This is a genomic window from Flavobacterium tagetis (genome assembly GCF_016735615.1).
Lineage (GTDB): Bacteria > Bacteroidota > Bacteroidia > Flavobacteriales > Flavobacteriaceae > Flavobacterium > Flavobacterium tagetis.
In genome coordinates, this window is record NZ_JAERSF010000002.1 from 159,117 (window position 1) to 185,204 (window position 26,088).

The following is a 26,088-nucleotide window of genomic DNA, read 5'->3' on the forward strand; positions in this document are numbered from 1 at the left end:
TTCATATTGAGTTGTTTAGCTGTTTTTTAATCAAAACAATCTGTCCCAAATGATAATAACTATGTTCAATCATGGCTTCGATGTTTCTTTTGTAAGTTCCGTATTTGGCATCTACAAAACCTTCATTGAGTTTTTGATCAGACATTTGTTCTACTAGCAAAGCAAATTCTTCGGCGTCATGCCAAAATTTCGTTAGAAAATTATCCCATTGTTCTTGCGAATGAATCGGAGGAAAATCAAAACTAAATTTGTCTTTTATATCTAAAGTTCCACCTTTAAAAACCTGATTGATTCCGTTAATATAATAATGAATATGCTGAGCCAGAATTGCAATTGTATTTAAATTCTGAATTGGACTGACAGCAATTTTCCAATCCAGATTTTCGAGCTGATCTTTAAAATTGGTGTTAGCAATCCAGGTTCCGTTTAAAATAACTTCTCTAAAACGATTGGCAATTTCTGTTGTACTTTTCATATTCAAAATAGTTTAGAAGTTAAATTACGATTAATTTATTCCTGCTGAATCCATTCGTATTTTCCATTTTTCAGATAGATAACACCACCTCCACAGCTTTCATCGGCATGAATAAAGATTCCGACGTTAGGCAGTTTTATTTTGTCTTGTTCTGCAACTTGTTCTTCACCAATGATTTCTCCGTCTTCATTTACATTTTCAAAATAAACCTCATTTTTGGGCGCTTTTTCAAATATTCCTGCCCAATCAATTTCATCAAAACCTTGTCCTAAAATATCATTTCCAAAGCCTAAATAATCAGTTTTTTTTCCGTTTCCGTAAGTGATTTTAAAACCGCTTTTTTGGTTGTTTGTACTTCTAAAGATTTCTACAGTTTCGTCTAGACTATCTCCGTCAAGATCACATAATATTTTATTGGTTTTATGTTTTGTCGAAAGCACAATTGTATCTGCTTTTTCTGTTTTTGGCTCTTCTTTTTTAACGGCTTTGAGAGAATCTTTTGCGGTGATTTGAGCAGTTTCGACTTCTGTTTTTGTTTCTTTTTTACAAGAAATGGTAAGTACAGATAAAAGGAGTAGAGTTCTAATTTTCATATTAGGCTTAGATAAATTTTAAAATGCTAATATAAAAAATTACGTACGAAAATATTAGGTTTTCTATTGTATTTAAAGAGTTTTTTAAACTTGTTTTTCAATTTAAGTATTGAAAATGAATGAGTTATTTGTTTTTGAAATAACTCTCAAATTTTTGAAGGTTGAAATTTTTCCCTTAAAAGTGCTCCTAAGAGTGGTAATATTCCAATTATAATAATTTCGATTAAATAGAATCCAGTTCTTTCTATAAAAGAAGGGTATTTTAGAAAATTAGTAAATATTGTAAAGAGTGGCCATTCAAGAGGAAATAAATATATCTGCACAATAACCCAAATAAAACTTGAATCTATATTTTTGTTGGGTAATTGGTTTGGACTTATAATGCAAGAAATAATAAATAAAAATAAACCAAGGAGTCCAAGGATGCAATATTTTAGTTTTTTATGTTTTTTTATGGTGGTTATAAAGCCAGAATAAATATAGATTAAAATAGTAGCTATAAAAAAAAGAATAACTAGAAACAAATTGGTTACTTTAATCATACAAAATGAAAAAATACAGACTAAAAAATGAGTAAATATTATATTTTTCATTTTTTCCTAATCTTCACCTGATATACAATTTCCCAGAAAATAATAGAAAAAATGGCATTGGCAAAAATGGCAGTTTGGATATTTTCAGTGAATGTTCTAAACAAAAGCATTTCTCCTGCTTTTATAGCTAAAAAGACACTTAAAAATGCAATTAGGAATGAACAAATAATATTTAATAATAAGTTCCATTTCAAAACAAAACAAGAATAAATAATATTTAAGAATATATACCCAAAACTTACAGTAATAAAAAAATCACTATTTAATCTATCGGAAAGTTCAAATAAAAAGGGAGCAGCAAAAAAATACACTATAAACATTGTCAAATAAATGAAGATTCTAGCTTTTAATTTCACTTTGCTTTTTCTTATTAAAATTTCAAAAAATTATTTAGATTTTCTAATCTTCACCTGATACACAATCTCCCAAAAAATAATTGAGAAGACAGCATTAGCAAATATAGCAGTTTTAACCTGATACGGATCGTAATTTACCAACAGATGCAAGTTGGTAAACTGTAAAGCCAAAAACATAGCCAAAGCTGCAATTCCGACAGCGCAAAGTACATTAAGCAAAGGTTTCCATTTTAAGGCTGTAAAAGCATAAATAAGATTTAAAATACCAAAACCAGCTCCTAAAGTTACAAATGCATCTCCTTTAAACTTTTCGTTTAATTCAAGCAAAAGCTGTGTAGAAGTAAGGTATAAAAAGAAGAGAATAGAATAAATCAGGATTCGTACTTGCGGTTTCATTTTGATATTTTTAGGATGATTTTTTTTATACGCGAAGATACTACTAAATGATGAATGCCAGATGAAGTCTGTGAACTTCATAGATTAAGATTAACAAACTTTTTTGATTATTTAGTGTCTAGCTCAATTTTGAATTTTTCAATTTGCCTTCTATGACGTAAGATGTGTACAATTGCATGTTCCATCATTTGTTCAATATCATAAACTTGTCCCCAAGAAGTGGTTATTTTTTTCTCGTTGTTGCATTCTTCCAATTGATTATCGCTAAAATTTTTAAGCACATTTTCTGTAAAAATAAAAAATGCAGTTAGATCATTTTGATATTCTGAAACAGTCTTTCTATATACAAGATCTGGAATGCTATTTTGCTCTCCCAACAATTTCTGAATATACAAAGCATAAGTATATCCAGAACGAACTACATGCGATAGTATCGATTGAACTGATGCATCATTGATTGCAATAGTAATTGCTGTCTCATTAAAAGAAGAGATTGTTTTGCTTAAATCTAAAATCGCTCTTTCGTATTCATCGAGTAAAGCTCCAATTGCGCCTTGTCTGTATGTTTTGGTCATATTTTGCAGCATTATTCAAGTTTGTTTTATGGCAAAAGCGTTTCTATTTTGGTTTCCGATTTTTCCTTTAGTGGACTATCGGCCTTCAAACTCCAAATGATTAGAAATTTACCTTTTACAATATATTCTTCTGGATGCTCATCGGTTGGTTCGCCTGCTTTTCCCCAAAGTAAACCTTGCAAGAATCGATCGCCCTTAAAAGCGTGATCGAATTCAAAATACATAATAGAACCGCGATCTGCTTTACTTTTAAAACTCTGAATAGCTTTACTTTTTATAGTTCCAACAATGTTGCTGTAGGTTTCAATATCATTATAAAAACTACAAGCTTGTGGCGTAATGCAAACGTTGCCGTCGCTTACCATATAACCGCCTTTCGGAATTTCTTTTGGTTTTAGTTTTAAATCGGCTAAGGTTTGGCTGAATGAATTTGTTGTGAATAGTAGTAATAGTGTTGATAGTAGGATTGTAGATTTCATTTGATTTTGGGGATTGATTTGGTAGGCTAAAAATAGGGGTTTTATTTTTTTTGTACTTTAACTATTTTCTCTTTTTCATCATAATACAAGAGATCTTTGTTTTTTTCAAACCAGGCTCTCCATTTCTTAATCGTTTTATCTGGAGGAAAGACTGGCATATCAAACGGCTTTTCCATTTTATAACTAATTCCGGTGATATCGATTAAAAACTTTCGGGCTTCGTACACCATATTTAAGTTAATCGAAGCATTTTCGTTTGCCAATTGTTCAAAAGCTCCAAGGTTTTCCAGAAATATTTCCTGAGCATTTTGTGCGTTTAATTTGGCTGAAAATGAAAGAATAACAAATAGAAATAGAGATAGTTTTTTCATTGGTTGGTTTTTGGTCTACAAAAAAAGCACAAAATCATAAGATATTTGTGCTTTTGCAAAATTTATTTTAAAAGGAATTTATTTTCCTTTTAGTAATTTTTCTAAATATTCCACTTTGTCTTTTTCAGCCTGAACCAAACGTTCATAAAGCTCAACAACTTTATCAAGTGGGTTGAAAGTGCAATTATTATTAATTCCCTGAGCCCCACTAATAGAACTATTATCGTAAAAATTATTAAAAAAATTAAAAACTGCTTCTTCTGAAAAATTTTCAATTGCTTCAACAGTAACGCCAAGTGCTTTTGCAATTTTAGCCAGTTTTTCTTGGTCAATAGTCTCGCTGTTTTCAATACCAGAAATAGCTTGCTGATTTGTACCAATTGCAATTGCAAGCGCTTCTTGCTTCATACCTTTAAGCTCTCTGATTCGGCTTATGTTTCTGCCGATATGTTTTGGTTTTGATGTCGTGCTCATAATTTCAAAGGTATTTAGTTTTTTTGATTTTATTGAAGAGTAAATATATGATTTTTCTGAGATAATATTTAATGCTATAAAGTTTCAGTATAGAGTTGTAATTAACCACAATCTTGTGATTTCGACGTTAGAAGAAATCTGTTTCAAGTGGAAGCGTCTCATTCGTGCCTGTAAAAGTCTTTTTGTTGTTGATTTACTCAGATTGTGTTTAGGAGTGGAACGTTCGCATTAGTGAGTGGCAAATTATATCATAAAGTCTTTATTGTTTACATAATCTTCAAAAACTTGTATAATATAACTGCAATAGCTACTCATTTCATTGTATCTATTATATAAGTCACTGATTGAAACTCGGCTTCCAATTTCTGCGGGTGTATTATTTCCATGTGCAATAGCATTTCGATTGTCAACAATGTCTTTTAATCTGCCACCAATTGAAGGGGCATTCAAAATTGGTGCGCTAATGCAAAATGTTTTCCAGATGCTTTCAAGTTGAGCAAATCTAATATTTTTACCATCAGTAGGCATCAAGTCAGTTGATATTTGAGCAATTACATTATCTCTAATCTTTTCGAACAAATTCCATCTTTGTGTCCAATTTCTGTTTTTTGTACTACTTAGTGAATCAAATTCTGGATTAAGGGCCAAACTGAGTAATAAGGGTTTAATGTTATTTACATTTGTACTCTCAATATTTATTGCAGAAATTGTTTTTTTTACACATGATGTAATTGTAAATTCAAATACACCATAAACATGTACATAGAATAGACCTTTTGCAGTTAAAAGGCTATTAGGAGTAGGTGTTGGCGCTGGTGGTATCAGATTCGATGTAAGGTCTAAAAATTCCCTAACCTCTACTAATTTTGATGCAGATTCTGTTTTAAGATCATTAAACATTTATTATACTGAAAATTTATCTTGACAGAATTCAATTCTTCCTTTTACCTTGGATTTAGTATTTGTTGCTCCAGTAGTAAATTTTCTTAAGTCATCTGATATCATCCAAGTAGAAACATCATTTAAATTTAGAGAACCATTTTCTTTAAAAGCTAAGGCCGCTCCAACAGCAACTGCTTCGAATAAATTTACTGGTGTAGTTTTTTGTTTTCTAGATATTCCATTTGGAATTTTTGAAAGTTCATCAAAAACATTTTTGAACAACGCTTCATTGTCTGAATAATTAAAATTATTTGATTTACTAGCGTGCATCATGTAGTCATTTAAAAAATCAACGACACTATGATCAAAGTTTTCATAATTATTGAGGAAAGCAAAAAATCTTAATACAAATTCTTCTCGAGTGCCATCCATTTCCATTGAATTAGTTAAAATAACAGTTTTTTTGAAATTTTCATAACTACTCAAAGTTTTTAAAAAATCATTGAATTTTCCTCTATAAATACAACTCCTAATTTCTTGATCAGTTAAACTAATCCCCCCAGTATTTAATCTCTCAAACAAATCAAATCTTACACTTAAATCACTTTTGTCGCTTAATGTTATAACTTTTAATGGTTTAAGTAAAAAGTCAAGTTGAATAGATCGTGGTAAGTCTGAAAATTTTTTATTATTAAATGATGTAAGCTTGTTTAATTCCGATAATTTTAAATTTGTAATTTTATCACCCTCAGCTTTTTGTAATTTATCAATTACACTTTGATCACCGCAAAATCTAATTATAGAACTTAATCTTTGTACACCATCTATTAGTTCCCAAGTATTATCAGGATTAGTCGCCATAAATAAACTAGGAATCGGAATTCCTAAGAAAATAGATTCAATTAAATTTGACTGTCTATCGTCTTTCCAGCGGAATTGTCTTTGATATTCAGGAGCAATGTCAATTATTCCATCATTGAACATACTCACTAATTCTTTGACTGAAAGATCAAAAGTATTAAAATCAACTTTTCTTTTTTGATCATTTAATTGAATATCGAGGTTCATATTTTTTTACTTTAGTTATTTTCCAAATTTAGTTAAAAAGTAGTATCAATTAATTATGTAATGCAAAATAATAAACTAATTATTGTTATCACATAAAATATATTTCTGTGAATTTATTTAAGGTTTTCAATTATTCTGTTTAGTTCTAAAAAAAAGTTAATAATGGAAATTTTAAAAATTTACAACAAAAAAATCCCGCCTCAATTAAGAAACGGGATTAAAATGATATTCTCTTTTTTTCTATTGTTAAACCGTAGCTGCAATTTCTTGTGGCAACGGAATTTGATTTTTAAGTAAATCTTCAAATGTTTCAGCTTGACGAATCAAGATTCCCTGACCGTTCATCCAAAGAACTTCGGCTGGTTTGTATCTTGAGTTGTAGTTCGAAGACATTGAGAAACAGTATGCTCCAGCATTTCTGAAAGATAAAATGTCACCTTCTGTAATTTCTGGAATTCTGCGGTTGTTTGCAAAAGTATCGGTCTCACAAATGTATCCTACAACAGAGTAAAAACGCTCTTTTCCTTTCGGGTTTGAGATGTTGTCAATATGGTGCGAAGATCCGTAAAACATTGGACGGATTAAGTGGTTGAAACCACTGTCGATTCCGGCGAAAACTGTTGAAGTTGTTTGTTTTACTACGTTTACTTTTACTAAGAAATGACCTGCCTCACTCACCAAGAATTTTCCTGGTTCGAAAATCAACGTTAAATCTCTTCCGTATTCAGCACAGAAAGCGTTGAATCTTTTTGATAATTTTTTACCTAATTCTTCGATGTCTGTTTCGATATCGTCTTTTTTGTAAGGTACTTTGAATCCGCTTCCGAAATCTAAGAATTGTAAATCTTTGAAATGTTTAGCTGTATCAAATAAGATTTCAGCAGCATACAAGAATACCTCGATATCTAAAATATCAGATCCTGTGTGCATGTGAATTCCAACAATACTCATTTTTGTATTCTCAACAATTCGCAAAATATGAGGAATCTGGTGAACAGAAATTCCGAATTTACTATCAATGTGTCCAACAGAAATGTTAGCGTTTCCGCCCGCCATTACGTGTGGATTGATACGGATACATACCGGAATATGTGGATGTTTTGTTCCGAATTGCTCCAGAATAGATAAATTGTCGATATTGATTTGTACACCCATTGCGGCAACTTCTTCAATTTCTTCTAGAGAAACGCCGTTTGGTGTAAAGAAAATTCTTTCGGGTTCATAGCCAGCATGAAGTCCTAACTGAACTTCCTGAATTGATACAGTGTCTAAGCCAGACCCCATGTTCTTTAATAACTGAAGAATCGCAATGTTTGACAATGCCTTCATGGCATAATTAACTCTTAAGTTTTCTACCTTGGAGAAAGCTTTAGTTAATCTGTTGTACTGAGATTGGATTTTTTCAGCATCGTAAACATACAATGGACTTCCAAATTGGTCTGCTAACTGCAGTAAATCTTTTGCTTGCATTTTTAAATCATTTTGGGCAAAGTTATTACACTTTTATCTATCAGCAAATAATTTGTAGAAAAATAACAAATTATAACAAATTGTTTTATTTTAAACAAAAAGTTGCTGTTTTTGGAATTTTATAACCTTTTTAAAGATGCTATCCCGATAGCTATCGGGACTGAGATGCTAAGATACTAAGTTTTTTTTAGCCACGAATTCACGAATTTCTCTAATTTCTACGTGATGCTTAAATTATTTTTTTGCCACAGATTTAAATGATTTCCACAGATTTTTTTTTGTTTAGCTACGAATTACACGAATTTTTAATTTTAGATTTTTCACAAAATGCTCAAAACATAGCCCGTGGTTTCAACCACGGGCTACATTTGAATATAGAAATCAAAGAGAAAAGAAAAATTAGTGGAAATTTGCGTAATTCGTGGCCAAGAAAAAAATCCTTTTAATCATAATAATCTGTGGCAAACAAAAAAAAAACAAAACCCCTGAATATAAATTCAAGGGTTTGTTAGTAGTTATGTTGTTTATCGGAATAAGATTAATTAAAGCCTAAGAGAAAAACTTAGCATCTTAGAACCTTAGTATCTTAGAATCTTTAAAAAAAAATTATAGACTCGGTAAATCTCCTTTTCCTTTAGTAGGCAAGTTTGTAGATCCCATAAGGAATAAATCTACTTCTCTTGCTGCTTCGCGACCTTCTGAAATAGCCCACACGATTAATGATTGTCCTCTTCTCATATCACCAGCAGTGAAAATGTGAGGTACGTTTGTCTGATAGTTATGCGCTTTGTAGTTGCTTCTCATATCAGTTTCGATTCCTAATTGCTCGCTTAATGTTTTCTCAGGACCTGTAAATCCAAGAGCTAATAAAGCTAAATCGCAAGGCCAGATTTTCTCAGAACCTTCTTTTTCGATTAATTCAGGACGTTGACCTGGAGTCATTTTCCATTGTACTTCAACTGTTTTTAATCCAGTTAATTCGCCTTTATCGTTAGAAATGAATTCTTTAGTGTTAATTAACCAGTTTCTGTCGCAACCTTCTTCGTGAGAAGAAGATGTTTTAAGCTGCAACGGCCAGAAAGGCCAAGGAGTTGACTCGCTTCTTCCAACTGGAGGTTTTGGCAAAATTTCAAAGTTAGTAACCGATTTTGCTCCGTGTCTGTTTGAAGTTCCAATACAGTCAGAACCCGTATCTCCACCACCAATAACGATTACATCTTTACCAGTAGCTTTTACCTGATCTGGAATTGATTCTCCGTATAAAACTTTAGTCTGTTGTGTTAAGAAATCCATTGCTTGAACAACGCCTTTGCTTTCGATTCCTTTAGTTGGCAAGCTTCTTCTTTCAGTTGCTCCTCCGCATAAAACGATAGAATCGAATTGGTTTAATTCTTCAACACTGAAGTTAACTCCAACATTTACATTAGTTTTGAAAGTGATTCCTTCTGCTTCAAGAACAACTACACGACGGTCGATAATTCCTTTTTCTAATTTGAAATTCGGAATTCCGTAACGTAATAAACCTCCAATAGCGTTGTCTCTTTCAAAAACAGTAACGGTGTGACCCGCTCTGTTTAATTGTTGAGCAGCAGCAAGACCTGCAGGTCCTGAACCAATAACGGCAACTGTTTTTCCAGTTCTTGTTTTTGGTGGCTGTGGTTTAATCCATCCTTCAGCGAAACCTCTTTCGATGATGCTTTTCTCGATGTTTTCGATAGAAACCGGATCTTTGATGATTCCTAAAACACATGATTTCTCACATGGAGCAGGGCATAAGCGTCCTGTAAATTCAGGGAAGTTGTTAGTAGATTGTAAAATCTCTAATGCGCTTTGCCATTCTTCCTGATGTACCATGTCGTTGAAGTCAGGAATTAAATTTCCTAACGGACAACCACTGTGGCAAAAAGGAATTCCACAGTCCATACATCTTGATCCTTGTTCTTTTAATTTATCTTTTGGTACCGGAATAGTAAATTCGTTGTAGTTTGAAACACGTTCTGCTACTGCTAAATTACTTTCGTCGGCTCTGTTATATTCTTTAAATCCGCCTATTTTACCCATGACTTTTTTATTAAATTTAGTTGTGAGATGTGAAATGTGAGAGGTGAGTTGAAAAACTTTGCACCTCTGCACCTTTGTAACTCAGAACCTTTTAATTAAGCTATTAATTCTTCTATTTTTTTCTCTTCTGCAATTCTTTGTAATGCTTTTTTGTAATCAGTTGGCATTACTTTTACGAAGTGCTGTTGTTGGTTTTCCCAGTCTGCTAAAATTCTTTTTGCTAATGGACTGCTTGTGTACAATGAATGATTTTTGATCAGTTTTCTTAGTTTCGTAAGATCTTCTTCTTCCATTGGATCGAATGCAACCATTTCCATGTTACAAACTGTAGAATCGAATTTCTTTTTCGGATCGTAAACATAAGCTACACCACCGCTCATACCAGCTGCGAAGTTTCTTCCTGTTTTTCCTAAAACTACTACTGTACCGCCGGTCATGTACTCGCAACCGTGATCTCCAATTCCTTCAACAACGGCTGTTGCTCCAGAATTTCTCACACAGAAACGCTCTCCGGCCATTCCATTAATATAAGCCTCTCCGGTAATAGCTCCGTAAAGGGCAACGTTTCCAATAATGATATTGTCTTCAGGTTTGAAAGTTGCAGTAGGAGGTACTTTTACAATTAATTTTCCTCCAGAAAGACCTTTCCCTAAATAATCATTACAGTTTCCGTGAATTTTAAATGACAATCCGTTTGTTGCAAAAGCACCAAAACTTTGTCCGGCAGAACCTTCAAAATCAACTAAAATAGTGTCATCAGGTAATCCTTGTGCGCCGTAGATTTTTGAGATTTCGTTACTCAAAATCGCACCTACAGAACGGTCTGTATTTTTAATTTTAAAAGTTACTCTTGTTTTCTCTTTTCTATAGATCGACGGAATCGCTTCTTTGATGATGTCAAAATCCAATACATTTTCAAGTTGGTGATCTTGAGTAGTTGTATTATGATTTGGCTCTGTTTTCGCTTTTTCCGGTTTGTATAGAATTGAGGACAAGTCTAAACCATTTGCTTTATAATGTTTGATAGCTTTGTTCGCATTTAATTTTTGTGACTGACCCACCATTTCTTTTAAAGTTCTGAAACCTAACTGCGCCATGATTTCTCTTAACTCTTCAGCGATGAAATACATGAAGTTGATTACGTGCTCTGGAGTTCCTTTGAAATTTTTTCTCAATTCAGGATCCTGAGTTGCAATACCAACCGGGCAAGTATTTAAGTGACAAGCTCTCATCATGATACATCCAGAAGCTACAAGCGGAGCCGTTGCAAATCCGAATTCTTCAGCTCCTAATAAAGCTGCAATCGCAACGTCACGACCTGTTTTTAACTGTCCGTCACACTCTAAAACTACACGGCTTCTTAAATCGTTTAAGATTAAAGTTTGCTGTGCTTCAGCTAAACCAAGTTCCCATGGAATACCTGTGTGTTGTAAAGATGTTAATGGTGCAGCTCCCGTTCCTCCGTCGTAACCAGAAATTAAGATTACGTCAGCTTTTGCTTTGGCAACACCGGCAGCGATGGTTCCAACTCCAACTTCAGAAACTAATTTTACGTTAATACGAGCTTCACGGTTTGCATTTTTCAAATCGTAAATCAACTGAGATAAATCCTCAATTGAGTAAATATCGTGGTGAGGAGGAGGCGAAATCAAACCTACATAAGGTGTAGAATTTCTAGTTTCAGCAATCCAAGGCACTACTTTTTCTCCAGGTAATTGTCCACCTTCTCCAGGTTTAGCTCCCTGAGCCATTTTGATTTGGATTTCTTTAGCGTTTGTCAAATAGTTGATCGAAACACCAAAACGTCCTGACGCAACTTGTTTGATCGCACTGTTTCTAGAATCTCCGTTAATTTCTTTCTGGAAACGTTTTGGATCTTCTCCACCTTCTCCAGAGTTACTTTTTCCTCCAATTCTGTTCATTGCAATTGCTAAATTCTCGTGTGCTTCTTTAGAAATAGATCCGTAAGACATTGCACCTGTTTTGAATTTCTTTACAATTTCTGTCCAAGGCTCTACTTCGTCAATAGAAATCGGATCAAGATTGTTGAATTCAAATAAACCTCTAATCGTCATTAAGTTTGAGCTTTGCTCGTTAACGGCATTAGAGTATTCTTTATAGCTTTCTGGGCTGTTTAAACGAACCGCTTGTTGTAATTTAGAAATAGTGGTTGGGTTGAACATGTGTTTTTCACCACCACGTCTCCATCTGTAAATACCTCCAATTTCAAGAGAAAGCAAGTTTGCAATTTTTGAATTTGGGAAAGCTTTTTGGAAACGTTTTTTTACTTCTTTCTCCACTTCCATTAAACCAATACCTTCAATTCTTGATGGCGTGTAAGGGAAGTATTTAGATGTAAATGTTTTGTTTAAACCTAAAATCTCGAAAATCTGGGCAGCTCTATATGAATGTAAAGTAGAGATACCAATTTTGTTCATGATTTTCACGATTCCTTTTGCAATCGCTTTGTTGTAGTTTACAACAGCGTAATCCGCTTTTACTTTTGTAATGAAACCTTTTTCAACCTGATCGTGAATGATTTCGTTTACCATATAAGGATTGATTGCACTTGCACCGTATCCGAACAATAAAGCGAAATGATGAGGTTCTCTTGGTTCAGCAGATTCGATGATGATTCCGAATTTAGAACGAACCTGTAAAATGTTCAAAGAGTGGTGAATGTAAGAACAAGCCAATAACATTGGAATTGGAGCTAATTCTTCGCTCACACCTCTATCAGATAAGATGATGATGTTGCATCCTTCTTCAACCGCTTTAAAAGTAGCCTGAACACATTTTTCAAGAGCACGCTCTAAACCGTTTACTCCTTTTTCTATTTTGTATAAAGTAGAAATAGTAGCCGATTTGAAATCTGCGTGATCGATATTTCTGATTTTATCCAAATCCTCGTTAGAGATAACTGGATTCTGAATTTTTAGTTTTTTACATTGTTTCGATTCAATTTCGAAAATATTGAAATCTCCACCAATCGCTAAACTGATATCGGTAATGATTTCTTCACGAATACCATCCAAAGGCGGGTTTGTAACCTGAGCAAATAATTGTTTGAAGTAATTGTACAACAACTGAGGCTGATCTGAAAGAACTGCCAAAGGTGTATCGTTACCCATAGAACTGATTGCTTCAGCTCCGTCGCTACCCATTGGGTTGATGATTGTTTTTAAATCTTCAATAGTGTAACCAAACAAACGTTGTCTTGTTAAGAAATCTAATTTTTCAACAGGAGTAGGGTTGTTTGTATAAGGAACGCTAGCTAATGGCAATAAGTTTTCGTCAACCCATTGTTTATATGGACGTTTTGTAACTATTGCTTTCTTCACTTCTTCGTCTTCGATGATACGACCTTCGTTCATATCAACCAGGAACATTTTTCCTGGCTCTAAACGTCCGTGCTGAATTACATCTTCTGGATCGATATCTAATACACCAATTTCAGATGACATAATTACGAATCCACTGTGTGTTAATGTATAACGAGAAGGACGCAATCCGTTTCTGTCTAGTAAAGCACCAATTACGTTACCATCTGTAAACGGAATAGAAGCAGGGCCATCCCAAGGCTCCATAATACAAGCATTAAACTCGTAGAAAGCTCTTTTTTCAGGAGACATGGTTTGGTGTTTTTCCCAAGCTTCAGGAACAACCATCATCATTGCTTCTGGAAGCGAACGACCTGTCATTAATAAAAGCTCAATAACCATATCCATAGAAGCAGAATCTGATTTTCCTTCTAAGATAATTGGGAATAATTTTTTGATATCATCGCCAAAAACTTTGCTTTGCATAAGCTCTTCACGAGCACGCATACGGCTTACGTTTCCACGAAGTGTATTGATCTCACCATTATGACACATGTATCTAAACGGCTGAGCTAAATCCCAAGATGGGAATGTATTTGTAGAGAAACGTTGGTGTACAAGCGCTAAACGCGTCACCAAGTCTGGATCTTTTAAATCTATATAATAACGGCTGATGTCTTCCGGCATCAATAGACCTTTATATATTATAGTAGTTGTCGATAAACTAGTAAAATAAAACATGTGGCTTTCTGAGGTTTTAGATCCTCTTACGGCATGTTCAGCAATTTTTCTAGCTGCAAAAAGTTTTGCATTAAATTCTTGTTCAGTTAAATCCTGTCCGTTTTTAGAAACGAAAACTTGTTTAATTGTTGGTTCTTTTTCTGCGGCGATTTCACCTAGATTTTCAACGTCAACGGGTACATCTCTCCAACCTAAAACTTTTAAGTTTTGATCTTTGATAGTTGCTTCAAATGCATTAATACAAAAAGAAACTTGGTTTTTACTTTTTGGTAAAAAAACCATTCCTACTGCATACTCACGCGCTTCTGGGATTTCAAAGTCACAAACTTTCTTAAAAAAATCATGAGGAATGTCGAATAAAATTCCGGCTCCGTCACCAGTTCTTCCATCAGAACTAACGGCACCACGATGTTCTAATTTAATTAAGATGTCTAATGCTTTGTGAATAATATCATTTGACTTAATACCATTCAAATTACAAATAAATCCTGCACCACAATTGTCGTGTTCAAATTCAGGCAGATAAAGCCCTTGTTCTTTAACTCTCATTCTTGATATTTTTTTTACAAAAATAAAGATTTCGTTAAACATAATGTATTGAAATAGTGCTTTTGCTTACATTTTTGCTGTAATATTAGAAAAAGCATTCTTAATTATTAATATTATGATATTAAGCATCCCGAATTGCTAAAAATATAATTACTCTTAAAATATATTAGGAAAAATCGTCGGCAGGCCAATAAAATCAATGAATTTTTTGTTAAATATCAAACGTTTTATGCGAATTGTGTTAACATTAACAAATTGTTCCGTTAACGATTTGTTTGCTTTGAAAAATTATCAACGGCTAATACCTATATATAACATTTATTTAATTGAAAAAGATTTTACTATTAAGTTGTATTTTGTTACTTTTGTCGCACTTTTATTCTGAAATAAATTCAGAACCAGACAAATTCTATATTATGAACATACACGAATATCAAGGAAAAGAAATTTTAGCGAGTTACGGAGTACGCGTACAACGCGGAATTGTGGCTAACAATGCGGTTGAAGCTGTAGCTGCTGCAAAACAATTAACTGCCGAAACTGGTACAGGATGGCATGTAATAAAAGCACAAATTCACGCAGGTGGTCGTGGAAAAGGTGGTGGAGTTAAGCTGGCAAAAAACTTGCAACAAGTTGAAGAGTTAGCAGAACAAATCATCGGAATGCAGTTGATTACACCTCAGACGCCGCCTGAAGGTAAAAAAGTAAATAAGGTATTAGTTGCAGAAGATGTTTACTATCCAGGTGAAAGCGAAACTTCTGAATTTTATGTTTCTGTTTTATTGAATAGAGGTACTGGACGCAACATGATCATGTATTCTACTGAAGGTGGAATGGATATCGAAGAAGTTGCTGAGCACACTCCACACTTAATCTTTACTGAAGAAATCGATCCTTCTGTAGGATTACAAGGTTTCCAAGCTAGAAGAATTGCTTTCAATTTAGGTCTTTCTGGAAACGCTTTCAAAGAAATGGTGAAATTCATCGACGCATTATACAATGCTTACATTGGTTCTGATGCTTCTATGTTTGAAATCAACCCAGTTCTTAAAACTTCTGATAACAAAATCTTAGCTGTTGACGCTAAAGTTAACATTGATGATAACGCTTTATACAGACAACCTAAATATGCTGAAATGAGAGATATCCGTGAGGAGAATCCAATCGAAGTTGAAGCTAAAGAAGTTGGTCTTAACTATGTGGACCTTGACGGTACTGTAGGATGTATGGTAAACGGAGCTGGTCTTGCAATGGCAACTATGGATTTAATTAAATACGCTGGTTTTGAGCCTGCTAACTTCCTTGACGTAGGAGGAACTGCTGATGCAAAACGTGTTGAAACAGCTTTCAGAATTATCTTGAAAGATCCAAACGTAAAAGCTATCTTGATTAACATCTTCGGAGGAATCGTTCGTTGTGACCGTGTTGCTCAAGGTGTTGTTGATGCTTACAAAAACATGGGTGATGCTATTAAAGTGCCAATTATCGTTCGTTTGCAAGGAACAAATGCTGAAATTGCAAAAGAATTAATTGACAACTCTGGTATGCCAATCTTATCTGCAGTTCAATTCCAAGAAGCTGCTGACCAAGTTAAAGCTGCTCTTTCTTAATTAAATAAGAAATCAATTTATATAGAAAAACCATTCCGAAAGGAATGGTTTTTTGTTTTTGTAAAGTTTGCGTATTGTAAAGGCACACTGCAGTGATTCTCTACAATAAAATAATATGCTTAAAAAATTTTCTCTCGCAGATTGAGCAGATTTTTAATGATAAAGAAAAAGATAAATCTGCTGAATCTGCAAAATCTGCGGGAGACAAAAATCTCAGCAGCTTGTAAAAGATATAGCCACAGATTATTAGAATTAAAATGATTTTAAAAAATCTGTGTTAATCTGTGTAATCTGTGGCTAAAAAACTTTGCGTGCTTTGCGGTTAAAAAAAAACACTATTTCAAAACAGTCGCCAAATCTACAATTTCAAATTCTGGATCATGTGTTATAAATTCTCTAATCAATGCAGCATGACCAGCGCCTACTAAAATCATTATTTTAGTATCTGTAGTTTCAGTTAATTTCTGAATTAAAGAATACATATATAAGTTCCTTTTGTACCAATTTGAAACCAAAGAAGCTCCTGTAAAATCATCTGGATTTCCAGCTCTATTGGCTACTTCCAAATACCATTGGATATTGCTATTTTCGGTTTGTTTTTTATTGTAATGTAGCATGAGTTCTTGTAACGAGCTTTTTGCTATTCTTTCATTATGATCTTTTTCATTTCTTTTTTTTGTCTCATTACTTTTTTTCAATAAATCCTTTTGGTTTGCTTTTTCCATTGACATTAGTAAACTGTCATAAGGAAAAGAAGTGTAGAGATTCATTCCATATAATTTTTTATGATTCAGTTTTTTAGCAGTACGAAGTGCCAGTTGCGTTATTTCGTTTTTGTTAGTTTTAAAAAGACTGTCGGTGTTTTTATTGTAAAACTTATCTAAATCGGCTTGTTCATCAAATTCCCATTCTACAAATATTTTATCTGGACCAAATTTTTTGATTTTGTCACTCATTATTTCGAGTTCCTTTTGGCTTTTCTCAGACAAGATATCAAAACTGTTTAGTTTAGCAACATCAAGACCAGGATTGGCGTAATGAAATGTCCCAACCAATAATAGCTGCTTTTTCTTAGTTTGAGCAGATGTCATGTTAAATGTAATAAGGGCTAATAATAGAATGATTTTTTTCATGATTTTTCGTTTTTATGGATAGTGTATATCGTAGAAGCGTATTGCAGTGCGTCTACGCAAAGTTTAATGATGTGGTTAAAAAAGAATTATTTCAATACAGTCGATAATTCTACAATTTCAAATTCTGGGTCATGTGCTAGAAATTCTCTTAGCATTGCAGCGTGTCCGGCTCCAAGTAAAACCATTATTTTAGTATCAGTACTTTCGGTTAATTTTTGAACCAAAGAATACATATATAGGTTTCTTTTGTACCAATTTGAAACTAAAGAAGCTCCTGTAAAATCGTCTGGATTTCCTGTTCTGTTGGCTACTTCTAAATACCATTGAATATTATCTTCATTAGAGGCTTTTTCATTGTAGTAAAGCATAAGATCTGTTAAAGAGCTTTTAGCCATTCTTTCGTTATTATCTTTGACAAACCTTTCTGTTGACTCCGTATTTTTTTTCATTAAATCCTTCTGATTTGCTTTTTCCATTGACATCATCAAACTATCATAAGGAAAACGAGTGCGATAATCAATTCCGTACATCTTTTTGTGATTCAGTTTTTTAGCAGTACGTAATGCTAATTGAGTAATTTCATTTAAATCTTTTTTAAGTAAGCTGTCGGTGTTTTTATTATAGTACTTATCTAAGTCGGCTTGTTTGCTAAATTTCCATTCTACAAATATTTTGTCTGGACCAAATTTCTTGATTTTGTCACTCATAATTTCGAGCTCTTTTTGGCTTTTCTCAGACATCACATTAAAGGTCTTTATTTTGGCAACATCATGACCTGGATTTGCATAATGAAAAGTTCCAATTAATAAAATTTGTTTTTTCTTAGTTTGAGCAGAAGTTAAGTTTAATGTAATAATTGCTAGTAATAAAATGATTTTGTGCATGACGTTTTGTTTTTAAATTCATGACAAATGTATTCCGTCTTTTGACCTCTATTTTTTGTTTTTGATGAACATAGGATTTCATTTTATAAACACATGAAATTTGCAGTGTAATAATTTCATGTAAAGTTTTTGATAGTTCATCCCTAAAAAAACATGTTTTAAATAAATGTCATTTTCAATTAAAGGGTTAATTGTATTTTTGAGCTAATTACCATAAAACTATGAAAGCAAGAATCCCTTTTTACTATCACATTGTCTTTTTCCTTCTGTTATTTCTAACGTACATTTTCTGGGATATTGGACTTAATGATGAAAAAATAGAAATTGTAATCAAAGCAATATGTTATGGAATTACACCAACTCATTTGTTAGCAATATTTTGTATTTACATTCTCAATTTTTATTACTTCTGTGAATGGTTTTTAAACAGGAAGAAATTGTTTTTTTATATTCTGACAATTCCAGTTTCGCTATTGCTTTTTGCGGCCGTTCGCTATTTTTTGCAGGAAGTTGTCATGTTTAATATTACTGGAATGCACAATTACTATGAAGAAGCCAGAGAAATAACCTATTACATAAAAGACAATTTTTTCTTCGGATTGCCAGCTGTACTTTTAAGTGCATTGACTTTTTTGTTTTGGCAGTATCATACTACACAACATCAAAATCAGGAATTGCTTTTGGAAAATAAAAAAGCCGAATTTCAAATGCTGAAAGCACAAGTTAGTCCGCATTTTTTGTTTAATACACTAAATTCTTTTTATAGTCAGTTGGTTATAAAAGAAGATGAAATGGCCGATGATATTTTGGTACTTTCCGATTTGCTTCGATATGTAATTACAGAAACAGACAAAGATGAAGCGATACTTTCTAAAGAAATTCAATTCATTCAAAACTATATTCATTTGCAAAAGAAAAGGTTTGAAGATCAGTTGTTTTTAGATTTTAAAGTGGAAGGGAATTATTCAAACGAAAAAATCATTTCGTCGGCTTTGATTCACTTTGTTGAAAATGTTTTCAAACATGGAAAATTTAATAATGAGAAAGAAAAAGCCATTATTTCAATTCAAATAAAAGACGATTTTCTAGAAATTTCAACTTTCAATTATTTCATTGAAGGAGAAAATTATTCTTCAACGGGAATTGGTTTTGATAACTTGACAAAAAGATTGGAATACACTTATAAAGGGCAATTTATTCTGGAAAAAACAGAAGAAAATAATACCTTTAAAACTTACTTAAAAATACCGCTAAAGAAATAATTTATGGCTTTTAAATGCATAATTGTAGACGATGAACCGCCTGCAACTCGAATATTGGAAAATTATATCGGAAAAGTAAATTTTCTGGAGAAAGTTGGCGTTTTTAATGATTCGTTAAAAGCATTAGAATTTCTAAATAAAGAATCTGTAGATGTTATTTTTCTAGATATTCAAATGCCTCAATTAACAGGTTTACAGATTTCTAAAATTATTTCTAAAGATATAAAAGTCATTTTTACAACAGCTTATCCTGATTTTGCTTTAGAAGGATTTGAGCTGAATGCAGTCGATTATTTGCTGAAACCGATTTCTTTTGAACGTTTCTATCAGGCTGTTTCAAAATTGAATTCAGAACCTAAAATAGAAATTTCAAATCAGAGCAGTCTGACTGATTTTCTTTTTGTTAAAACAGACGGGAAGAATAAATTTCAGAAAGTGTTTTTGACTGATATTTTGTATGTAGAAAGTCTTCAGAATTATGTTTGCATTCATACTTCAAAACAGCAGATTATAACGCATTCGTCTTTGAAAAATGTAATTGAATCGTTACCGGAAAAGGAGTTTATACAAACTCATAAATCGTATATTGTTTCTTTGAAACATATCGAATCAACAGATAATTTTTCTGTTTTTATAAATGGAAAAGAACTGCCGATTGGAGCGACTTTTAAAGATGCCTTTTTTGATAAAATAGAGGAGAATAAAATTTAATGCTTTTTAACCGCAAAGCACGCAAGGATTTTTGACCAAGTATTGTGAATACAAACGCAAAGTTCGCAAAGCTTTATCCATATAGCTTTGCGAACTTTGCGTTTGTATTTAGTCTTTTAAGTAAAAAAAACTTGCGTTCTTTGCGGTTAAATCACTCAATTATGATTTTTTCTTATTGCCGTTTTTGAAAACCACTTTTTCTACAACAACTGGTTTTCCATTTCCTTTTGGGAATGATTTCTTTTTAGGTTTTCCAGCTGATGAGCCTGACTTTGACGGACTTTTATCGCCTCTGTATTTTTCTGAATCTTTTGGTGTTGCTTTAAATTCAGGTCTTTCTTTAGAAGTTTCTTTCTTCGGAATTTCTGATTTATGTTTTGCTAAAACTTCATTTGGGTTCTTAGGGTTTTCTTTCGTTCCTCTTAAATGAATAACCAATCCGTTTAAGAAATTACGTAAAACCTGATCGCCACATTCCATATAATTTGGATGATCTTCTGCTCTAAAAAAAGCGCCCAATTCTGATTTTGAAATTCTAAAATCTACTAAATCTAAAATTTCAACTATTTGGTCATCACGGAGCATCAAAGCCACGCGAAGTTTTTTAAGTATATCGTTATTTGTCATCGTTTATTTTTTACAAAGGTAAGGTTTATTTTTTAGCCACGAATTCACGAATTTTTATTCTCAAAGATTATCAAAAATAATTCGTGAATTAGTGGTTATTTTTTATTTAAAACGCTTACAAGTTTATCTAAATCATCTTTGAGATGATTGGCTGTAATGACAATTCGATTTAATGGTTCTGCTTCTTTAGTGTATCTGAAACTGGCAATAATGATCTTTTCTTGTTTTAGTTTTTCTACCAAATCATCCGATAAAAGATAAATTAAAGGATAGTTTTTATCAAATAGAATACTGTCGTTTTTGATTAGAATTGAATCTATATAACTCAGATTATCGTTCAGTTTTTGATGCTGTATTTTATAAATTTCTTTAGCATCATAAAACGTTTGTACAAAAGCAGGATTCATTCCTGCCGCGCTAGTAAAAGTTTCCAATTCTTTGATTTGATTTATAAATTCAGAATCAGATGCAATCACTCCACCTGTTAATCCGAAAGCTTTTCCTAGAGACGAAACCATGATTTTTCTTTTAACCGGAAATTCAATCGAAGCATAAATTCCAGAACCATTTTCGTTTACAATTCCTAGCGAATGTGATTCATCGATTACTAAAGTAATTTCTTTGCTTTTTGAAATTTTTTGTAAAAATGATAAATCGGTAGGTTTTGTTTCAAAAGAAGGAACACCATCAGTTAGAATCGTTATTTTTTCAGATTTTGAATCTAACAGCCTATCGTCTAATTTTCCATTTATGAATATAGGAAAACTATTTTCGGTTTGGATAGCGTTATGCGTATCATTTAAATGAAAAAAACAATCAGTTTGCTTTTTCATTAAATCAATAACCAGTTTTCCAGCCAGCATTCCCGAAGAAACCGTAACAGCCTTTTCTGAACCAATATGAGAAGATAAAAAGCTTTCACCTGTATCATAAGCCGATAACTGAATATTTGCCGTTCTAGAGCTTCCATATGTGGTTCCCCAATTCAAGATATTTTGAATTACTAATTCCTGAAATTTTGTATTAGTTGGAAGTCCCAAATACGCAGTTCCACCAAAATACAAATACTGTTTTTGGTCAATTTCAATAACTCGATCTGGAAATTTTTCGACTTTCATTTTATAAAAGTGTAACTCCCGTTCCGTTTAAATCAGAATAACTTACAACACCGTCTTTTATAGTAACGCCTGTAGCAATATCTTCTGCCAAAAGAAGTGCACCGTCCATATCTACATAATCCAATTGCGGAAGCAAATGCGCAATAGCAGAAATCCCAACTGTAGATTCAGTCATACAGCCTACCATTGTTCTTAATCCTAATTTTTTAGCTTCTTCAATCATGCGTTTTCCGGGAGTTAAACCACCGCATTTTACCAGTTTAACATTTACACCATGAAAATGATTGTGGCATTTTGCAACATCTTCTTCAATAATACAGCTTTCGTCTGCAATGACAGGCAGAACAGAATGTTTGAAAACCTCTTTATGACCTTCCCAATTATCGGCTTTCATTGGCTGTTCTAAGAATTCAACGCCTAGTTTTTTTAATTCAACAGCGTTGTTTATTGTTTCCTCAACACCCCAGCCACAGTTGGCATCAATTCTAAAAACAGCGTTGGTATGTTTTCTAAGTGCTTTTACAATTTCGATATCTTCTTTAGTTCCCAGCTTAATTTTATAAATCGGCCACGGAAGTTCCTGCATTTTAGAAACCATTTTTTCGATAGAAGCAATTCCAATAGTATAATCTGTCATCGGATTTCTTTCGGTGGTGTAGTTCCATAATTCGTATAATTTTTTGCCTTTTTTACGGGCATACAAATCATTGTAAGCCAAATCCAAAGCGCATAAAGCAAACATATCGTCTTTTAAATACGGATGAATTTTTGCCCAAAATACTTCTGGAGTTTCATTCTCAGTATTTTCAATAATGCTTCTGATTTTCTCCAAATCCTGCATCATCATTGGTACAGTTGTATTGTAATATGGGTTTGAAGTAGCTTCTCCAAAACCCGAAAAACCATCGCTTTGCAATTCAACAATTAATGAAGGCTGAAAATCTATAGATTCTCTCGAAATGGTAAAAGTGTGTTTTAGTTTGAGATTGTATTCTCTTAAAATTAGTTTCATTGCGATGTTTTTATTTTTTTCTATTTATAACCTAGCCACAATATTGCTTCTGTAAAATGATCTTTCCAAAGTTTCTCATTATGCTCTCCGCCTTTCACAATTTTAATTTTATCAAGATGAAGACAATAACAGCGTTTGGTATCAAGTAAACGTTTCATTTTGGTCAAATCGTTTACCATATCGTCACTTTCTTTATCTCCGCAAAGAAAATAGATTTTGGTTTTGATTTTGGATTGCTTTTCAGTGAAAGTATAAATCTCAGGTGAAAACCAGAACGAAGGCGAAAAAACACCTGCTTTTCCAAAAACCTCAGGATATTTTAATGCTCCATAATAAGAAACCAAACCGCCAAGAGAACTTCCAAAAAGAATAGTATTTTTAGCTTTTGTCTTGGTTCTGTAATTTTTATCAATATGTGGTTTTAATGTTTTTACAATGAATTCTAAATAATCATCGGCATTTCCGCCACCATATTTTTCATTTTTAAAAGGCGTCAGTTCATCAATGCGTTTTTCATTTCCATGTTCGATTCCGACAACAATTACAGGAGCTTTTAAGCTGTCCAGTTTTTCGTCTACATTCCATTCGCCAGAATAAGATGTTTTAGCATCAAATAGGTTTTGAGCGTCGTGCATGTAAATAACGCTGTATTTTTTTTGAATGTCTTTGGAATAATTTTCTGGAAGATAAATCCAGATTTTTTTTGAAGTATTCAGTTGAGGCGCCTCAATTGTAAAGGTTGATACATTTTTTGAAGCAGTGCTTTGTGCTTTGCCAATAAGAGTAAACAGAAGTAAAATCGCCAAGAAAATCCTCTTCATTATCCGTGTTTTGTATTTTTATTTAAAAGCAATATTTTAGCTAAAAATAATAAATTGATGAATACAGAAGCAGAAAAAAGAAGTTTACTTTTAGAAATGATTACCCTCGCCACTGTAGACGGACATTTGCACAAACGCGAACTAGAATTTTTAAGACTTGTAGCTTTTGAGTTGAATATAAATGATGAAGAATTTCAGGATTTATTTCATCAGGAAACAAAATCATTGCCAATTCCATCTGAGATTCAGCGCATCAATCAGTTTTATAGATTGGCTTTGTTAATGCATTGCGATGGGGTTTTGCATGAAAGAGAGTTTCAAGCCATTCAGCAAATTGCTATTCAGATGGGATTGAATCTTTCTGCGGTAAAACGAGTTTTAGAAATGATGAAAAAAGCACCAAATACGGTAATCAATCCAATAGTTTTATTAGAAATTTTTCAGGAACAGCACAATTAAGCCAGCTGTTCCTGTAGTTTTTTAATTTCGTCACGAAGTTTGGCAGCTTGCAAGAAATCTAATTCTTTGGCAGCTTTTTCCATTGTTTTGCGCTTTTCGCGAATCATTTTTTCTAATTCTGTTTTAGATAAATAAGCTGTTTCTGGCTCAGCAGCAACAGGAATCGGATGACCTAATTCGTATTCAACCAATGGATTTTTGGTAAACGCGCTTTCGATTTTTTTGTTTAATGCTTGAGGGGTTATATTATTTTCTACGTTGAAATTAATCTGTTTCGTTCTCCTATAATTGGTTTCGTCAATTGTTCGTTGCATACTCGCCGTGATTTTATCAGCATACATAATTGCTTTACCATTTAAGTTTCTCGCTGCACGGCCAATAGTTTGTGTTAAAGATCTATGATTTCTCAAGAACCCCTCTTTGTCAGCATCTAAAATGGCAACAAGCGAAACTTCTGGTAAATCCAAACCTTCACGAAGTAAGTTTACTCCAATTAGAACATCAAAAATACCTTTTCGTAAATCTTGCATGATTTCGATACGTTCTAAAGTGTCTACTTCAGAATGGATGTAACGGCATCTGATGCTTACTTTGGTTAAATATTTCGCTAATTCTTCAGCCATTCTTTTAGTTAAAGTAGTAACCAAAACTCTTTCGTCCAATTCACATCGAACCTGAATTTCTTCAATTAAATCATCAATCTGATTTAAACTTGGACGAACTTCGATTTCTGGATCTAATAATCCAGTTGGACGAATAATTTGTTCTACATAAATTCCGTCAGATTTTTGCAGTTCGTAATCGGCAGGAGTTGCTGAAACGTAAATCACCTGATTTTGTAATGCTTCGAATTCTTCGAATTTTAATGGACGGTTGTCCATTGCAGCAGGTAATCTAAAACCATATTCAACCAAGTTTTCTTTACGGCTTCTGTCACCTCCATACATAGCATGAACTTGTGAAACGGTTACGTGACTTTCGTCTACAACCATTAAATAATCGCTTGGAAAATAATCTAAGAGACAGAAAGGTCTTGTTCCAGCTTCACGTCCGTCGAGATATCTTGAGTAATTTTCAATTCCAGAACAATATCCTAATTCACGAATCATTTCTAGATCAAAATTGGTTCTTTCTTCCAGACGTTTGGCTTCCAGATGTTTTCCTATTTCTTTAAAATAGTCAACCTGTTTCACCAAATCCTGTTGAATCTGCCAAATCGCACCTTGTAAAACTTCTGGAGAAGTCACAAACATGTTGGCAGGATAAATAGTTAGTCTTTGAAATTTCTCTATAACTTGAGAAGTTTTAGCATCAAATGATTCGATCTCTTCGATTTCATCTCCAAAGAAATGAATTCGATACGCATCATCAGCATAACTAGGATAAACTTCAACCGTATCTCCTTTAATTCTAAAAGTTCCTGGGTTAAAATCGGCTTCTGTTCTTGCATATAAACTCTGTACTAAACTGTGTAATAATTTAGTTCGTGAAATAACTTGATCTCGTTTTATTTCAATTACGTTTTTCTGAAATTCAACAGGGTTTCCAATACCATACAAACAAGAAACTGATGCCACGACCAAAACATCTCGGCGTCCAGAAAGTAGAGAAGAAGTAGTGCTTAAACGCATTTTTTCCAATTCTTCATTGATAGATAAATCTTTTTCAATGAAAACCCCAGTCACAGGCATAAAAGCTTCTGGCTGATAATAGTCGTAATACGAAACGAAATATTCAACAGCATTGTTTGGAAAAAACTGCTTGAATTCTGAATACAATTGAGCTGCCAAAGTTTTATTGTGCGCCAGAACCAAAGTTGGTCTTTGCACTTCTTGAATTACATTGGCAACGGTAAAAGTTTTTCCCGAACCTGTAACTCCCAACAAAGTTTGATATTTATCTCCATCAACCACTCCTTGTGCCAATTTTTGAATGGCTTGAGGCTGATCTCCTTTTGGACTATATTCTGAGGAAACTTGAAATTTCATTTGCGTATACTGAAAATTTGGTTTTGTAAAGATACGAAGTTTGTATAAGTAAGTAGTTTA

Annotated in this window: 22 protein-coding genes and 1 pseudogene; 4 read left to right on the forward strand and 19 right to left on the reverse strand. The window is 33.1% G+C overall.

What is annotated here, in order from left to right; all coding sequences use genetic code 11:
* Position 1: 1 nt before the first annotated feature.
* From JI750_RS08055 to gltB, 12 genes and pseudogenes are all read right to left on the reverse strand, one after another.
* Entirely contained in the window at positions 2 to 475 is a 474-nt protein-coding gene (locus JI750_RS08055; RefSeq protein ID WP_202000086.1) for a DinB family protein, read from the reverse strand.
* A gap of 35 nt (positions 476 to 510) precedes the next feature.
* A complete protein-coding gene (locus JI750_RS08060; protein ID WP_202000089.1) occupies positions 511 to 1,068 on the reverse strand; it encodes a hypothetical protein in 558 nt (185 codons plus the stop codon).
* Positions 1,069 to 2,047: 979 nt separating this feature from the next.
* Positions 2,048 to 2,413, reverse strand: a complete 366-nt coding sequence (locus tag JI750_RS08065; protein ID WP_008462110.1) for a hypothetical protein — start codon at positions 2,411 to 2,413, stop codon at positions 2,048 to 2,050.
* 107 nt (positions 2,414 to 2,520) lie between these two features.
* Positions 2,521 to 2,988 (reverse strand): DinB family protein, encoded by a 468-nt coding sequence (locus JI750_RS08070; protein ID WP_202000091.1) that lies wholly within the window; start codon positions 2,986 to 2,988, stop codon positions 2,521 to 2,523.
* A gap of 26 nt (positions 2,989 to 3,014) precedes the next feature.
* Positions 3,015 to 3,467, reverse strand: coding sequence for a hypothetical protein (locus JI750_RS08075; RefSeq protein WP_202000093.1), 453 nt, complete (start codon positions 3,465 to 3,467; stop codon positions 3,015 to 3,017).
* Between the two features lie 41 nt (positions 3,468 to 3,508).
* The gene (locus tag JI750_RS08080; protein WP_202000095.1) at positions 3,509 to 3,838 is read right to left on the reverse strand and encodes a hypothetical protein; all 330 of its coding nucleotides are present in this window, start codon (positions 3,836 to 3,838) and stop codon (positions 3,509 to 3,511) included.
* A 78-nt stretch (positions 3,839 to 3,916) separates the two neighbouring features.
* Complete coding sequence (locus tag JI750_RS08085) at positions 3,917 to 4,312, reverse strand: helix-turn-helix domain-containing protein (RefSeq protein ID WP_202000097.1); 396 nt, start codon at positions 4,310 to 4,312, stop codon at positions 3,917 to 3,919.
* A gap of 243 nt (positions 4,313 to 4,555) precedes the next feature.
* Positions 4,556 to 5,212 carry an MAE_28990/MAE_18760 family HEPN-like nuclease gene (locus JI750_RS08090; protein WP_202000099.1) on the reverse strand — a complete coding sequence of 219 codons (657 nt, stop codon included), beginning with the start codon at positions 5,210 to 5,212 and terminating at the stop codon, positions 4,556 to 4,558.
* 3 nt (positions 5,213 to 5,215) lie between these two features.
* Positions 5,216 to 6,262, reverse strand: coding sequence for a DUF262 domain-containing protein (locus JI750_RS08095; protein ID WP_202000102.1), 1,047 nt, complete (start codon positions 6,260 to 6,262; stop codon positions 5,216 to 5,218).
* A 246-nt stretch (positions 6,263 to 6,508) separates the two neighbouring features.
* Positions 6,509 to 7,735 (reverse strand): annotated as a pseudogene (gene lysA, locus JI750_RS08100) (diaminopimelate decarboxylase); the annotation flags it as partial.
* A 603-nt stretch (positions 7,736 to 8,338) separates the two neighbouring features.
* A complete protein-coding gene (locus JI750_RS08105) occupies positions 8,339 to 9,793 on the reverse strand; it encodes a glutamate synthase subunit beta (RefSeq protein WP_202000107.1) in 1,455 nt (484 codons plus the stop codon).
* Between the two features lie 95 nt (positions 9,794 to 9,888).
* Entirely contained in the window at positions 9,889 to 14,403 is a 4,515-nt protein-coding gene (gene gltB / locus JI750_RS08110) for a glutamate synthase large subunit (RefSeq protein ID WP_202000110.1), read from the reverse strand.
* Positions 14,404 to 14,819: 416 nt separating this feature from the next.
* Here gltB and sucC point away from each other — a divergent pair, with 416 nt between their 5' ends.
* Positions 14,820 to 16,013: an ADP-forming succinate--CoA ligase subunit beta gene (sucC, locus tag JI750_RS08115; RefSeq protein WP_066035083.1), complete on the forward strand. Its 1,194-nt coding sequence runs from the start codon at positions 14,820 to 14,822 to the stop codon at positions 16,011 to 16,013.
* A 335-nt stretch (positions 16,014 to 16,348) separates the two neighbouring features.
* On the opposite strand, the gene JI750_RS08120 is transcribed toward sucC, so the two are convergent.
* Positions 16,349 to 17,146 (reverse strand): DUF5694 domain-containing protein, encoded by a 798-nt coding sequence (locus JI750_RS08120; RefSeq protein WP_202000113.1) that lies wholly within the window; start codon positions 17,144 to 17,146, stop codon positions 16,349 to 16,351.
* A gap of 86 nt (positions 17,147 to 17,232) precedes the next feature.
* On the reverse strand, positions 17,233 to 18,030 hold the full coding sequence (locus tag JI750_RS08125; RefSeq protein WP_202000115.1) for a DUF5694 domain-containing protein: 798 nt from the start codon (positions 18,028 to 18,030) through the stop codon (positions 17,233 to 17,235).
* Positions 18,031 to 18,251: 221 nt separating this feature from the next.
* Here JI750_RS08125 and JI750_RS08130 point away from each other — a divergent pair, with 221 nt between their 5' ends.
* Positions 18,252 to 19,292: a sensor histidine kinase gene (locus tag JI750_RS08130; RefSeq protein WP_202000118.1), complete on the forward strand. Its 1,041-nt coding sequence runs from the start codon at positions 18,252 to 18,254 to the stop codon at positions 19,290 to 19,292.
* Positions 19,293 to 19,295: 3 nt separating this feature from the next.
* Positions 19,296 to 20,003 carry a LytR/AlgR family response regulator transcription factor gene (locus JI750_RS08135; RefSeq protein WP_202000121.1) on the forward strand — a complete coding sequence of 236 codons (708 nt, stop codon included), beginning with the start codon at positions 19,296 to 19,298 and terminating at the stop codon, positions 20,001 to 20,003.
* A gap of 159 nt (positions 20,004 to 20,162) precedes the next feature.
* Here JI750_RS08135 and JI750_RS08140 read toward each other — a convergent pair whose 3' ends face one another.
* The 4 genes from JI750_RS08140 to JI750_RS08155 all read right to left on the reverse strand — a co-directional run bounded on the left by JI750_RS08140 (position 20,163) and on the right by JI750_RS08155 (position 23,581).
* Positions 20,163 to 20,630: a DUF1456 family protein gene (locus JI750_RS08140; protein ID WP_202000124.1), complete on the reverse strand. Its 468-nt coding sequence runs from the start codon at positions 20,628 to 20,630 to the stop codon at positions 20,163 to 20,165.
* Between the two features lie 95 nt (positions 20,631 to 20,725).
* Positions 20,726 to 21,748, reverse strand: coding sequence for an aminotransferase class I/II-fold pyridoxal phosphate-dependent enzyme (locus tag JI750_RS08145; protein ID WP_202000128.1), 1,023 nt, complete (start codon positions 21,746 to 21,748; stop codon positions 20,726 to 20,728).
* A gap of 1 nt (position 21,749) precedes the next feature.
* Positions 21,750 to 22,760 carry a dipeptide epimerase gene (locus JI750_RS08150; protein WP_202000131.1) on the reverse strand — a complete coding sequence of 337 codons (1,011 nt, stop codon included), beginning with the start codon at positions 22,758 to 22,760 and terminating at the stop codon, positions 21,750 to 21,752.
* Between the two features lie 20 nt (positions 22,761 to 22,780).
* On the reverse strand, positions 22,781 to 23,581 hold the full coding sequence (locus JI750_RS08155) for an alpha/beta hydrolase (RefSeq protein ID WP_202000134.1): 801 nt from the start codon (positions 23,579 to 23,581) through the stop codon (positions 22,781 to 22,783).
* Positions 23,582 to 23,638: 57 nt separating this feature from the next.
* Between JI750_RS08155 and JI750_RS08160 the strand changes: the two genes are divergently transcribed.
* Positions 23,639 to 24,040 (forward strand): TerB family tellurite resistance protein, encoded by a 402-nt coding sequence (locus tag JI750_RS08160; RefSeq protein ID WP_202000137.1) that lies wholly within the window; start codon positions 23,639 to 23,641, stop codon positions 24,038 to 24,040.
* Here the strand turns inward: JI750_RS08160 and uvrB are convergent.
* Positions 24,037 to 26,028, reverse strand: a complete 1,992-nt coding sequence (uvrB, locus tag JI750_RS08165) for an excinuclease ABC subunit UvrB (protein WP_202000140.1) — start codon at positions 26,026 to 26,028, stop codon at positions 24,037 to 24,039. The two genes, JI750_RS08160 and uvrB, sit on opposite strands and share 4 nt — an antisense overlap.
* Positions 26,029 to 26,088 lie beyond the last annotated feature (60 nt).